This window comes from Streptomyces sp. BBFR51, from assembly GCF_044591655.1.
Taxonomy (GTDB): Bacteria; Actinomycetota; Actinomycetes; order Streptomycetales; family Streptomycetaceae; genus Streptomyces.
The window spans coordinates 4,012,456-4,024,724 of record NZ_CP172448.1; the positions used below are offsets into that span (position 1 = coordinate 4,012,456).

Here is a 12,269-nt window from a genome sequence, read left to right on the forward strand (position 1 = left end):
GTGCACCGCCGCCAGGGGCCCCCGACCGGGGCTCCGCCCGAGCCGCCGACCACGACGGCTCCGCAGACCGGAGAACCCGATGGACATCACCACGGACACCCAGAAGCAGACACCCTCCCCCACGCCCCAGCCGCCCACCACCGGGGACAAGCCCGCCACCCGCGGCGTCACCCGGCCCGGCGACCGGATCTTCGTCGGGCTCTCCCGCGGGTCCGGCATCCTCGTGCTGGTCATCATGGCCGCCATCGCGGCCTTCCTCACCTACCGCGCCTCCCTCGCCATCAGCGAGGACGAGGCGAACTTCTTCACCAGCTTCGAATGGAACCCGACGGGCATACCGCCGGAGTTCGGCATCGCGGTCCTGGCCTTCGGCACCGTCGTGTCGTCGATCATCGCCATGGCCATCGCGGTCCCGGTCTCGGTCGGCATCGCCCTGTTCATCACGCACTACGCGCCGCGCAAGCTGGGCGGTCTGATCGGCTACGTGATCGACCTGCTCGCCGCCGTGCCCTCGATCGTCTACGGCCTGTGGGGCGCCCTCGTCCTCGTGCCGCACCTGGACGGTCTCTACGGCTGGCTCGACCAGTACCTCGGCTGGACCGGGATCTTCGAGTGGAACGGCGGCGCGGGGCGCTCGCTGTTCACCGTGGGCATCCTGCTCGCGATCATGATCCTGCCGATCATCACCAACGTCTCCCGTGAGGTCTTCCGGCAGGTCCCGCGCATGCACGAGGAGGCCGCGCTGGCCCTCGGCGCCACGCGCTGGGAGGTCATCCGGATGTCCGTGATCCCCTTCGGCCGCTCCGGCGTCATCTCCGCCTCGATGCTCGGCCTCGGGCGCGCGCTCGGCGAGACGATGGCCGTGGCCATGGTGCTCTCCCCGACCTTCGACATCACCCCCAGCCTGCTGGACCCGGGCGGCGGCACCTTCGCCCAGAACATCGCCAGCAAGTTCAACGAGGCCACCCCGATGGGCCGCGACGCGCTGATCGCCTCCGGTCTCGTCCTGTTCGTCATCACCCTGCTGGTCAACGGCGCGGCCCGGCTGATCATCGCCCGCCGCAAGGAGTACTCGGGGGCCAACGCATGAGCCACGCAACCCTTACCCCCAAGAGCCGCAGCTCCCTGCGCGCCGCCACCCTGCCCAAGTGGTTCCCCTGGGCCGTCGCGGCCGGCTCGGTCGCCCTCGGCCTCGGCATCAGCGCCGCCGCCGGGCTGAACAGCAGCATCCAGTGGGCCCTGATCGCCGCGGTCCTCTTCGTCGGCGGCTCGTACGGCATCTCGGCGCGCGTCGAGGGCGGGCGGCAGGCCAAGGACCGGGTGGCGACCAGCATGGTGTGGGTCGCCTTCCTGCTGGCCCTCATCCCGCTGCTCTCCCTGATCTGGGAGACCGTGAAGCAGGGCGTGAAGGTCCTCGACGGCTACTTCCTGACCCACTCGATGGGCGTGGTCGCCGACAGCGAGCCCGGCGGTGGCATCTACCACGCCATCCTCGGCACCCTGGAGCAGGTCGGCCTCGCCACCCTGTTCTCCGTGCCAATCGGCGTGCTCACCGCGATCTACCTCGTCGAGTACGGGCGCGGCCGGCTCGCCAAGGCCGTCACCTTCTTCGTGGACGTCATGACGGGCATCCCGTCGATCGTCGCGGGCCTGTTCGTGCTCAGCCTGTGGGTCCTGATCCTGGACATGGGGCCGTCCGGCGTCGCCGGCTCGTTCGCCCTGTGCATCCTGATGATCCCCGTGGTCGTCCGCTCCACCGAGGAGATGCTCAAGCTCGTCCCGAACGAGCTGCGCGAGGCGTCCCTGGCCCTGGGCGTGCCGAAGTGGCGCACGATCCTCAAGGTGGTCCTGCCGACCTCGCTCGGCGGCATCGTCACCGGCGTCATGCTGGCCGTCGCCCGCATCACCGGCGAGACGGCCCCCGTACTGCTGCTGGTCTGGGGCACCGACTTCATCAACGCGAATCCGTTCCAGGACCCGCAGGAGTCGCTGCCGATGTACATCTACCTGCAGTACGGCGCGGGCTCCGACGCGGCCTACGACCGTGCCTGGGCGGCGGCCCTGACGCTCATCGCGTTCATCATGATCCTCAACCTCGCGGCCCGCGGCATCGCCCGCTGGAAGGCACCGAAGACGGGTCGCTGACGCGACCGACGCAGAACAGTCAGCGACTCGGACCGAAAGAAGCAGTGATTTCCATGGCCAAGCGCATAGATGTCAGCGGCCTCAACGCCTACTACAGCTCCTTCCTCGCCATCGAGGACATCTCGATGACCGTCGAGCCCCGCTCCGTGACGGCCTTCATCGGCCCCTCCGGCTGCGGCAAGTCCACCTTCCTGCGCACGCTCAACCGCATGCACGAGGTCACGCCGGGCGGCCGCGTCGACGGCAAGGTCATGCTGGACGACGAGAACCTCTACGGCACGGGCATCGACCCGGTGGCGGTGCGCCGCGAGGTCGGCATGGTCTTCCAGCGCCCGAACCCGTTCCCGACGATGTCGGTCTACGACAACGTGGCGGCGGGCCTGCGCCTGAACGGCAAGTACAAGAAGTCCCAGCTGGACGACGTCGTCGAGAAGTCGCTGCGGGGCGCCAACCTCTGGAACGAGGTCAAGGACCGCCTGAACAAGCCCGGCTCCGGCCTCTCCGGCGGCCAGCAGCAGCGCCTGTGCATCGCGCGGGCGATCGCCGTCGAGCCGAACGTCCTGCTCATGGACGAGCCCTGCTCCGCCCTCGACCCGATCTCCACCCTCGCGATCGAGGACCTGATCGGCGAGCTGAAGGAGCGCTTCACGATCGTCATCGTGACGCACAACATGCAGCAGGCGGCGCGCGTCTCCGACCGTACGGCGTTCTTCAACCTGGCGGCCGTCGGCCAGCCCGGCAAGCTGATCGAGATCGACGAGACGGAGCGCATCTTCTCCAACCCGTCGGTCCAGGCCACCGAGGACTACATCTCGGGCCGCTTCGGCTAGGCCGATCCGATCCCCTCGCGGTGCTGCATGGCGGTGCCACCGCGAGGAGCACAAGGGCCCGCCCCCGAGAACGGGGGCGGGCCCATCGCCGTACGGGGCATCGCCGTACAGGGCATCGCGTACAGAGCATCGCCGTACAGGGCGGGAAGTGCTGCTACAGGAACGCCAGGTTCACGAGCCAGAACGACACCGCGGCCACCACCGCGGCGGCCGGCATCGTGATGAACCACCCCATGATGATGTTCTTGGCGACGCCCCACCGCACGGCGTTCACCCGCTTCGTGGCACCCACACCCATGATCGCCGAAGTGATCACGTGCGTCGTCGAGATCGGCGCGTGGAACACGAACGCCGACCCGAACATGATCGCCGCCCCCGTCGTCTCCGCGGCGAACCCCTGCGGCGGGTCCAGCTCGATGATCTTCCGTCCCAGCGTCCGCATGATCCGCCAGCCACCCGCGTACGTCCCGAGCGACAGCATCAGCGCACAGGCGAGCTTCACCCACACCGGAATGGGATCGCTGTAGTCCTCGACATCGGCGATGACCAGCGCCATCACCACGATGCCCATCGTCTTCTGCGCGTCCTGCAGACCGTGCCCCAGCGCCATGGCCGCCGCCGACACCGTCTGCGCGATACGGAAGCCGCGCTTCGCCTTGTGCGGATTGGACCGCCGGAACATCCACAGGATCGCGGTCATCACCAGGTAACCGACGCCCAGACCGATCACCGGCGACACGAACATGGGGATGACGACCTTGTCGACGACCCCGTGCCAGTACACGGCCGAACCGCCGGCCAGCGCCGCCCCGACCAGGCCGCCGAACAGGGCGTGCGACGAGGAGGAGGGCAGGCCGAAGTACCAGGTGATGAGATTCCAGACGATCGCGCCCACGAGCGCCGCGAAGAGGATCCCCATCCCCTTCGAGCCCTCGGGGGTCTCGATCAGCCCCTCACTCACGGTCTTGGCGATCCCGGAACCGAGGAACGCACCGGCGAGGTTCATGACGGCGGCCATCGCGAGCGCCGCCCGGGGCGTCAGCGCACGCGTCGACACGGACGTCGCGATCGCGTTCGCCGAGTCGTGGAAACCGTTGGTGTAGGTGAAGAAGAGCGCGACCGCGATGGTCACGACCAGAGCGAAGGTGTCCATGAAAGGGTCAGGACTCCTTGACCGCGATGGTCTCCACCGTGTTGGCCACGTGCTCGAAGGCGTCGGCCGCCTCTTCCAGAACGTCCACGATCTGCTTCAGCTTCAGCACCTCGATGGCCTCGTACGTGCCGTTGAAGAGGTGGGCGAGCAGCTTGCGGTGCACCTGGTCGGCCTGGTTCTCCAGCCGGTTGACCTCGATCCAGTACTCGGTGAGGTTGTCCATGGTGCGCAGGTTCGGCATGGCCTCGGCGGTCAGCTCGGCGGCCCGTGACAGCACCTCGATCTGCTGCTCGACGCCCTTGGGCAGCTCCTCGACGTTGTAGAGGACGACCAGGTCGACGGCCTCCTCCATGAAGTCCATGATGTCGTCGAGGGACGAGGCGAGGTTGTAGATGTCCTCGCGGTCGAAGGGCGTGATGAACGAGGAGTTCAGCTGGTGGAAGATCGCGTGCGTGGCGTCGTCACCCGCGTGTTCGGCGGCCCGCATACGCTCTGCGATCTCGGCCCGGGCGGATGCGTCCGCCCCGAGCAGTTCCATCAGGAGCTTGGAGCCCGTGACGATGTTGTCCGCGGAGGCGGCGAACATGTCGTAGAAGCTCGTCTCCCTGGGGGTCAGACGAAAGCGCACGTGGGGTCCTCGGGGTGCATCGGTTTCGGTCAGGCTGATGCTAGGCGCATCATCCAGCCACTGCTAACGGGCCGTCCTCCAGTGTCGCCCATCGGGCACGGTGATGAGCAGGGGGGCGACGTCCGGGCTCCGGCTAGGGCCCCATACCCACGAAAGTTCGTTACCATATACCCGCCAGGGGTATATGTCTGCTATCCGCCGAATCCCCGGATCCCCGCCTCGGATCCCTTGGATCCCCGCCCACCCGACACCAGGAGGACGCGATGACGACCACCGAGGCCGGCGCAGGTGCGCCCTCCCCCACCGTGGACCAGGTCGAGACGGACGGCACGGACATCGTGACCGACCACGACCGCGGGGTGCACGGGTACCACAAACAGAAGGACGAGCACCTCAAGCGCCTGCGCCGCATCGAGGGCCAGATCCGCGGCCTTCAGCGCATGGTCGACGAGGACGTCTACTGCATCGACATACTCACCCAGGTCTCCGCCTCCACGAAGGCCCTTCAGTCCTTCGCACTGCAACTGCTCGAGGAGCACCTGCGCCACTGCGTCGCCGACGCGGCCGTCAAGGGCGGCACCGAGATCGACGCGAAGGTCGAGGAGGCCACGAAGGCCATCGGCCGCCTGCTGCGCACCTGATCTCCTACGGATCGCACCCGCCACCGCCGGATCGGCCCCGCGCCGCTACTGGCCGGATCCGGCCCCACGCTCCTCGGCCACGCGCAGCACCCGGTCGATGCTCTCCAGGCTGAGCCGCTCCCGGGCGGCCGACGCCGCGATGATCAGCTCGCCGCACAGCTCGATCTCGGCGAGGGCCACGTGGTCCTGAACCGCCGTACCGCCGACCGGAGCCACACGCGTCACCTCGTCTCTGCCGTCACCGACTTCCTAGAGTAGGGAGCGGCCTACACACCGCGCATGGCACGGAAGGGCTAGTTCTTGTCGTCCGCCTCACCCGGCTCCGCCGCGATCTTGCCGGCGTAGATGTCCTCGTCCTCGGGCAGCCGTACGCGGACGGCGGCGCCGAAGTCGTACAGCAGCGTCGTCGAGGCGACGGCCACGGTGCCCTCGTCACGCCCGTTGGAGAAGCTGAAGCGGTGCCGGACCTTGCGGATACGGCCCTCGTCGTCGAGGTAGGCGTCGAAGGGCACCTCGGCGGTGGCGAACCCCTCGGCCGCCGCGGCCAGCGCCTTCTTGTTCCCGCCGGAGGCGTCCCGCGCCGCCCGCGCGAGGTCGGCGGTCCCCCGGTAGTGCCGCACCTCGGTGCCGGCCAGCTCCGTACGCCCCACGAACGTGGCCGTCCGCGTGCCGCGCAGCACCTCGGCGGCGGCGAACGGGTCCGTCGCCCCGCCGGTCACCAGGTTCCCGTCGGACAGCGAGGCGGTCTCCACCCGCACCCACTTGTCCTCCGGCACACCGGCCCCACGGTTCTTCATGAACAACGCCCCCGGCGCGAGCAGTTCGGTGATCGGCCGGTGCTCGCTCGTCCCCGCCGGGTCCTGGGGCAGCCGCACCTTCAGCCGCCCGAGCCGCCCCTCGAAGTCGTACACGCCCTCGCCCCGGATGGTCACCCGCGTCCCGCCACTGGCCATCTCCATCGCCGTACGCGCCTTGGCGCTCCCGGCGGCCACCAGCCGGTCGGCGGCCCGGTGCAGCACGGCGACCGGATCGCCGGCGTCCGCTCCCTGCACGGCGGCGCCCTGCCCGGAGCACCCGGCACCGGCCAGACAGACGCAGACCACACCGCCGGCGAGGGCAGGACCAAGACCGCCGCCCGTCCTCCAACCCCGCCGCTCCCGCTCCCGCCCGACCATCGCCACCTGCTATCCCAAGCCGTCTCGCCCGTTGTGGACCCCCTGCCGTTCCGGTTAACGAGGGGCAGGTTGCCCCGGTAACGTTGTGGGCGTGGCGCAGCAGGACGGACTCGAAGCCTCCGGGGACGGCCCGGAACACCTCACGACAACGGTCGAACAAGGCCCCTTCTGCCTGGCCCGCTGCACCTGCGGCTGGCGAGGCCCGGCCCGCAGAGCCAGAAGCCAGGCCCGCACAGACGCAGCAACCCACACAACGCCGTAACCAACCAACGCCACCGCCGGCCCGGTGTAGCCGCGGGCAGTCGTGCCGCTGGGGCGGCACGGCTGGGCGCAGGCGGCACCCGGCCAGCGCCGGCCCGCGTCCCCACCCCCCGGCCCGGTGTAGCCGCGGGCAGTCGTGCCGCTGGGGCGGCACGGCTGGGCGCAGGCGGCACCCGGCCAGCGCCGGCTCGCGTCCCCACCCCCGGCCCGCCCCCACTCCGCGCACCGATGCACCGATGCACCGATGCACCCACAAGGAGCACCCCCGGGAACCCCTCACCCCCACACCCCGTCTCCTCCCACGACCCCCCACGGGACGCGGAGGCGACATGCACCGGCGCACATTCCTCAGCGGCACCACAGCCGCCGCCCTAGCGGCAACCACAGCCGCCTGCACGGGCAAAGACACAGCCACCGAAACCGGCAAGGGCCCAGCACCCGACACCGCCACCGACACCGCCAAGGGCCAAACAACCGGCACTCGCACGCGCACCAGCACCACCCCCGGCAAAACCCCCGCCCCCGCCACCTGGACCGCCCTGGCCAAGTCCCTCGACGGCCCCCTGCTCCGTCCCGGCGACCACGCCTGGAAAACGGCCCACCAGCTCTACAACACCCGCTTCGACACCCTCAAACCCACCGCCGTCGCCTACGCCGCCCACCCCGACGACATCCGCACCGCCCTCTCCTACGCCCGCGCCCACCACATCCCCGTGGCCATCCGCAACGGCGGCCACTCCTACGCCGGCTGGTCCTCCGGCGACGGCCGTCTGATCATCGACGTCTCCAAGCTCAACCGCGTCCGGGCAAGCGCCGGCGAGGCGGTCGTAGGCGCCGGCGCCAAGCTGATCGACGTCTACCGCGCCCTCGCCGCGAAGGGCGTGACCGTCCCGGCCGGCTCCTGCCCCACCGTCGGCGTCTCCGGCCTCACCCTCGGCGGCGGCCACGGCGTCGTCTCGCGCGCGTACGGCCTGACCTGCGACAGCCTCACCCAGGCCACCCTGATCACGGCGGACGGCAAGGAACTCACCGCCAACGCCACCGACCACAAGGACCTCTTCTGGGCCCTGCGCGGCGCGGGCAACGCCAACTTCGGGATCGTCACGGAGTTCCGCTTCCGCACCCACCCCGCCCCCCGGGCCGTGTCGGCGTACCTGACCTGGCCCTGGCGCAAGGCCGCCGCGGTCGTCCGCGCCTGGCAGGAGTGGGGTCCGGACCAGCCCGACGAGATCTGGTCCTCGCTCCACCTGGCGGCCGCCCCCGGCCGTACCCCCACCGTCTCGGTCGCCGCGTTCTCCCTGGGCACCTACGGCGAGCTCCAGAACGCCGTCGACCGTCTCGCCGACCGCATCGGCTCGCCCGCGAGCAACGTCTCCCTCAAGCGCCGTACGTACGAGGAGTCGATGGAGATGTACGCCGGCTGCTCGTCGTTCTCCACCGACGCCGGCTGCCACCTCCCCGGCGGCACCCCGGGGCACTCGCCGCGGGGCTCGCTGGGCCGCGAGACGTACGCGGCCCGCTCGGACTTCTTCGACCGCTCGATCCCGTCGGCCGGCGTCGGGGCGCTGCTCTCCCAGCTCACCTCGGTGCGCGGCGGCGCCGGCAGCATCGCGTTCACGGCGCTGGGCGGAGCGGTGAACCGCGTCTCCCCGACGGCCACCGCGTTCGTGCACCGGCGGTCGCGGATGCTGGCCCAGTACCTCGTCTCGTGGCGTCCGGGCTCGAGCGGAACGGCGGCCCAGTCGTGGCTGGATTCCGCCCACGGAGCGATGCGCCCGCACGCCTCGGGCGCCGCCTACCAGAACTACACGGACGCGACCCTGACGAACTGGCGGAAGGCCTACTACGGAGACGCGGCCCCGCGTCTGGTGAAACTAAAGCACCAGTACGACCCGGACCGCGTCTTCACCCACCCACAGGCGCTGTAGAACCTGGCAACCCGGCCGAGGCCTACGCGGCGAGATCCCGCTCGCCAGCCGTCTCGGCGCCTTCCTTGCGCGCCCCCGGAATCACGGCGCCGCGCCCGGCGGCACCGTCCCGTCCTCGCGCGCTGACCAGCCACCCCACCCGGGGCGAGCGCTCGATGGCCCGGGTCAGCGGCGTCAGCAGGGCCATGGCGACCGGCGACAGCAGCAGCGCGACCGCCGTACCGAGGGCGAATCCGCCCACGACGTCCGTCGGGTAGTGCACGCCCATGTAGACCCGGGCGAAACCGCCGAAGAGCGCCAGCACGATCGCGACGATCCCGAACTTTCGGTTGGCGACGAACAGGCCGACGGCCAGGGCCATGCAGAGCGTGGCGTGGTCACTCACGAAGGAGAAGTCGTTCTTCCCCTCGACGAGCACTTCGAGCCCCTCGTGGGACTTGAAAGGCCGGGGCCGCTCCACGAAACCCCGTATCGGCACGTTGACCAGTACCGCGACGCCGGCCGCGAGGGGCGCCCACACCAGCGCCGCCACGTTCGAGGCGGCGTCCTCGTCACCTCGCCGCCGCACACCCCACCAGCACCAGAGCACCAGCAGCACGATGGCGAACAGGAGTCCGTACTCACCCACGAACTCCATGACCCGGTCGAACCAGTGCGGGGCGTCCTTGGCCAGGCCGTTGATGTCGTAGAGCAGCTCGACGTCGGGGTTCGACCCGGATTCTGCGAGTCCAGCCATGGTGCTGCGGCCCCTTCGTCATGTCCTCCGGCGCACCGATCGCACGCCTCTTGCGCCACCCCCGTGGTCACCTGTACGCCAACAGGAACGCACGGCCCCCGTTGATACGTTCCACACTCCACTGAATGATCACGCAGACGTTATCGAAGAGAGACACGTCGTCGCAGCTCAGGCCAGGGTTTCACGCTGAGTTCAAACCCTCCCATTCACACCGTGGTGGGCAACGCTTTCGCGCCATCCTCGGTCACCCGGGTCGCCCCGAAGTAGTCGGGGGTGTCGATCGGGTCGAACCGGATCACAGCACCCGGCCGCGGCGCGTCGATCATGTACCCGCCACCGACGTAAATGCCGACATGCCGGATCGCCCGGGAGTTGGTGAGGTCGTCCGAGAAGAACACCAGGTCACCGGGGAGCAGTTCATCACGTCCGGGATGCGCCCCCGCGTTGTACTGATCGTTCGCCACCCGGGGCAGCGTGATCCCCCCACTCTCGTACGCCGCCTTCGTCAGCCCCGAACAGTCGAACCGCCCACCCTGATCGGCCGTCCCGTTCCCACCCCACAGATACAGCGTCCCGAGCTTCTTCTGCGCGTAGGCGATGGCCCCGGCGGCCTGCTCGGAGGGATCGACCCGGGTGGTCGGCGCGGCGAAGCTCTCCGCCAGCGTCGTGATGGTCTTCACGTAGTTCTGGGTCTCCTTGTACGGCGGCACACCTTGGTACCTGATCACCGCGTCGGGACCCGCGTTGTAAGCGGCCAGCATGTTCTCGGTCGGATTCCCGGGCACGCTCTCCACGTACGACGCGAGGGAGCAGTCGTACGAAGCCGCCGACGGAATGGCGTCCTTCGGGTCCCACACGTCCCGGTCCCCGTCCCCGTCCCCGTCGACGCCGTGGATGGCCCACGTCCCGGGAATGAACTGCGCTATGCCCTGCGCCGCCGCCGCGCTCTGCGCCTTCGGGTTGAACCCGCTCTCCTGGTACAGCTGGGAGGCCAGCAGCGCGGGGTTGATGGCGGGGCAGAGATTGCCCCACTCCTGCACGAGCGGCTGGTAGGCCGCGGGCACGGCCCCCTTGGCCAGCTTCTTGGCCCCGCCGCCCGCACCGCCGGCCAGGTTCCCGGCGACGAGGTAGACGCCCACGACGAGCAGCATCACGAAGCCCATCCCGAGGGCACCGGCGACCCCGGCCCCGACCCACATCTTGCGCATGCCCCAACCATCCCCCACGCGCCCGCCGTTCAGTGCCCCTTTCCGGCCATGTCGCCCCTCGCCGAGCCAGGTGTACCTGATTGCCAAGGGCACCCCCTACCCAGGTATGACAGCCGAGTTGGCTCTCAGGTATGTCGAGAAGAGGGGTGATCATCACTTAGCGTCGTGACTCATGAGCACTTCACGGATGCCCCCTCCCTCACCCGGCGCGGCCGCCTCTCGGCCCCCTCGGCCGTCCGTGATCCGGGGCTTCGTGGGTCGCCTGTACGAAGCGGTCACCTTGCTGCCGCGCGGGGCCCTGGCGTTCGGCGCGGCCGCTGCGGGGCGCGGGGACGCCGGCCGCACCCTCCTGCGGGCCGACGCGAGCCCCGGGGAAGGTCGGCAGGAGCCGCTGCGGCCGGGCGGGGCCCGGGTGATGGGGCACGCCGTTCTGACCGTGCTGCTGGGTGCGCTGTCGCTCGTCCTGGCCGCCCTGTTCGTCCTGGCCGTGGCCCGGGGCGCGCTGTACGGCTTCGTGGATCACGGTCCCTACGACACGTCGTGGGGCGGTCCGAGCCGAGCCGGAGCCTGGCTCGCGCACTTCGCCGTCGCCACTCCCGCCGGTTGCGCGGCCTTGGCCGCGATGTACGGCACCGCGGCCCTGCAGAGGCGGACGACCGCACCCCTGCGCGGAGAGCGCAGAGTCCGCTGGGCACTGCCGGCGGCCCTGATATGCGCACTGGCCGGAACGCTGTTCGTCATCGCCTTCGTCCGCCAGCTGCCCTGACCCCCCGTCCAGGCATCCTGGACCACCGCCTCGAAGCCCCGGCCGGGAAGGCCTGCCGCCTTCACCAGACGGTGCACTGCGCAGAAGGGCTCAACGACGCAACCACTCGACAGGTTGCGCTCCAGCCTCATTGCCCGGCGTAACCCCACGTGATACACAGAGTGACCATACGACTCTTTCCATACCGGTCCGCACCACCCTGCCGGGGCCCGGCGCGGACCGGTGGCAAGCTATTCGTACGAAACCCGCCAATCAATGACGCCAAGTCGACATGCGACCGCGCCGTTGTCGGCGACAATGAGGCCTGACCTCTGCACGTCCGCAGAGGGCGCTGGAACTACCCAACAGGGGCGGTGACTTACATGCTCTTTGCGGCCGACGAGGGAGACATCAACACCATCATCGGGGGGATCGCTCCGGACTGGGGCCCCTTCGGCAGCCTGGGCAACGAGGCCAAGGTGATGATCGAGGTGGTGATGGCCGTCGCCATTCTGCTCTGCCTCGGCATCGCCATCTGGGGCGCCGCCAAGCAGCGCATCGGTGCCACCGCGCTCCGCGACACCTTCAGCGCGGAGCAGGGCAAAGGCCTCATCATCGCGGGCCTGACGGGCGTGTTCATCATCGGCTCGCTCGGCACGCTCTTCACCATCGTGTACGGGATGGCCGTGTAGCCCGGCACCAGATCCGTTCCTCCCCCTCCATCCCACCCGCCCGTCGTGCCAACCGGCTGAGGTTGCGTTTCCCTGATGTCGAGTCATAACACCGCGCCCGCGCGGGAACCAGCACGGCTACCGTCGT

The 12,269-nt window shown here is 69.8% G+C and carries 13 protein-coding genes; 7 read left to right on the plus strand and 6 right to left on the minus strand.

Going from position 1 to position 12,269, the window contains the following annotated elements:
• The first annotated feature begins 79 nt into the window (after window positions 1–79).
• The 3 genes from pstC to pstB are packed head-to-tail and all read left to right on the plus strand — an operon-like array spanning window position 80 to window position 2,975.
• The gene (gene pstC, locus ACGH7X_RS18220) at window positions 80–1,090 is read left to right on the plus strand and encodes a phosphate ABC transporter permease subunit PstC (RefSeq protein WP_399886408.1); all 1,011 of its coding nucleotides are present in this window, start codon (window positions 80–82) and stop codon (window positions 1,088–1,090) included.
• Window positions 1,087–2,145, plus strand: a complete 1,059-nt coding sequence (gene pstA, locus ACGH7X_RS18225; protein WP_399886409.1) for a phosphate ABC transporter permease PstA — start codon at window positions 1,087–1,089, stop codon at window positions 2,143–2,145. The genes pstC and pstA overlap by 4 nt, the downstream gene beginning before the upstream one ends.
• Window positions 2,146–2,198: 53 nt before the next feature.
• Window positions 2,199–2,975: a phosphate ABC transporter ATP-binding protein PstB gene (pstB, locus tag ACGH7X_RS18230; protein ID WP_217166647.1), complete on the plus strand. Its 777-nt coding sequence runs from the start codon at window positions 2,199–2,201 to the stop codon at window positions 2,973–2,975.
• A 154-nt stretch (window positions 2,976–3,129) separates the two neighbouring features.
• Here pstB and ACGH7X_RS18235 read toward each other — a convergent pair whose 3' ends face one another.
• Window positions 3,130–4,128: an anion permease gene (locus ACGH7X_RS18235; protein WP_399886410.1), complete on the minus strand. Its 999-nt coding sequence runs from the start codon at window positions 4,126–4,128 to the stop codon at window positions 3,130–3,132.
• Between the two features lie 7 nt (window positions 4,129–4,135).
• Window positions 4,136–4,756, minus strand: coding sequence for a DUF47 domain-containing protein (locus ACGH7X_RS18240; RefSeq protein WP_399886411.1), 621 nt, complete (start codon window positions 4,754–4,756; stop codon window positions 4,136–4,138).
• A gap of 263 nt (window positions 4,757–5,019) precedes the next feature.
• On the opposite strand from ACGH7X_RS18240, the gene ACGH7X_RS18245 reads away from it, so the two are divergent.
• Window positions 5,020–5,397: a metal-sensitive transcriptional regulator gene (locus ACGH7X_RS18245; RefSeq protein WP_399886413.1), complete on the plus strand. Its 378-nt coding sequence runs from the start codon at window positions 5,020–5,022 to the stop codon at window positions 5,395–5,397.
• A 45-nt stretch (window positions 5,398–5,442) separates the two neighbouring features.
• On the opposite strand, the gene ACGH7X_RS18250 is transcribed toward ACGH7X_RS18245, so the two are convergent.
• The gene (locus tag ACGH7X_RS18250; protein ID WP_399886414.1) at window positions 5,443–5,622 is read right to left on the minus strand and encodes a hypothetical protein; all 180 of its coding nucleotides are present in this window, start codon (window positions 5,620–5,622) and stop codon (window positions 5,443–5,445) included.
• 68 nt (window positions 5,623–5,690) lie between these two features.
• Window positions 5,691–6,572, minus strand: coding sequence for a hypothetical protein (locus tag ACGH7X_RS18255; protein WP_399897138.1), 882 nt, complete (start codon window positions 6,570–6,572; stop codon window positions 5,691–5,693).
• Between the two features lie 590 nt (window positions 6,573–7,162).
• On the opposite strand from ACGH7X_RS18255, the gene ACGH7X_RS18260 reads away from it, so the two are divergent.
• The gene (locus ACGH7X_RS18260; protein WP_399886415.1) at window positions 7,163–8,761 is read left to right on the plus strand and encodes an FAD-binding oxidoreductase; all 1,599 of its coding nucleotides are present in this window, start codon (window positions 7,163–7,165) and stop codon (window positions 8,759–8,761) included.
• Window positions 8,762–8,783: 22 nt separating this feature from the next.
• Here the strand turns inward: ACGH7X_RS18260 and ACGH7X_RS18265 are convergent, their stop codons facing one another.
• Both ACGH7X_RS18265 and ACGH7X_RS18270 read right to left on the minus strand, forming a co-directional pair.
• A complete protein-coding gene (locus tag ACGH7X_RS18265) occupies window positions 8,784–9,497 on the minus strand; it encodes a phosphatase PAP2 family protein (protein ID WP_399886416.1) in 714 nt (237 codons plus the stop codon).
• 206 nt (window positions 9,498–9,703) lie between these two features.
• Window positions 9,704–10,723 carry an NlpC/P60 family protein gene (locus ACGH7X_RS18270; RefSeq protein WP_399886417.1) on the minus strand — a complete coding sequence of 340 codons (1,020 nt, stop codon included), beginning with the start codon at window positions 10,721–10,723 and terminating at the stop codon, window positions 9,704–9,706.
• A 235-nt stretch (window positions 10,724–10,958) separates the two neighbouring features.
• Here ACGH7X_RS18270 and ACGH7X_RS18275 point away from each other — a divergent pair, with 235 nt between their 5' ends.
• The gene (locus ACGH7X_RS18275; protein ID WP_399886418.1) at window positions 10,959–11,471 is read left to right on the plus strand and encodes a hypothetical protein; all 513 of its coding nucleotides are present in this window, start codon (window positions 10,959–10,961) and stop codon (window positions 11,469–11,471) included.
• Window positions 11,472–11,833: 362 nt separating this feature from the next.
• Window positions 11,834–12,142: a hypothetical protein gene (locus ACGH7X_RS18280; protein ID WP_019526682.1), complete on the plus strand. Its 309-nt coding sequence runs from the start codon at window positions 11,834–11,836 to the stop codon at window positions 12,140–12,142.
• The last annotated feature ends 127 nt before the right edge of the window (window positions 12,143–12,269 follow it).

Excerpts from the sequence above, each read along its gene's own strand:
- pstC (WP_399886408.1), top strand. The coding sequence starts at position 80 with ATGGACATCACCACGGACACCCAGAAGCAGACACCCTCCCCCACGCCC.
- pstA (WP_399886409.1), top strand. The coding sequence starts at position 1,087 with ATGAGCCACGCAACCCTTACCCCCAAGAGCCGCAGCTCCCTGCGCGCC.
- pstB (WP_217166647.1), top strand. The coding sequence starts at position 2,199 with ATGGCCAAGCGCATAGATGTCAGCGGCCTCAACGCCTACTACAGCTCC.
- ACGH7X_RS18235 (WP_399886410.1), bottom strand. The coding sequence starts at position 4,128 with ATGGACACCTTCGCTCTGGTCGTGACCATCGCGGTCGCGCTCTTCTTC.
- ACGH7X_RS18245 (WP_399886413.1), top strand. The coding sequence starts at position 5,020 with ATGACGACCACCGAGGCCGGCGCAGGTGCGCCCTCCCCCACCGTGGAC.
- ACGH7X_RS18255 (WP_399897138.1), bottom strand. The coding sequence starts at position 6,572 with ATGGTCGGGCGGGAGCGGGAGCGGCGGGGTTGGAGGACGGGCGGCGGT.
- ACGH7X_RS18260 (WP_399886415.1), top strand. The coding sequence starts at position 7,163 with ATGCACCGGCGCACATTCCTCAGCGGCACCACAGCCGCCGCCCTAGCG.
- ACGH7X_RS18265 (WP_399886416.1), bottom strand. The coding sequence starts at position 9,497 with ATGGCTGGACTCGCAGAATCCGGGTCGAACCCCGACGTCGAGCTGCTC.
- ACGH7X_RS18280 (WP_019526682.1), top strand. The coding sequence starts at position 11,834 with ATGCTCTTTGCGGCCGACGAGGGAGACATCAACACCATCATCGGGGGG.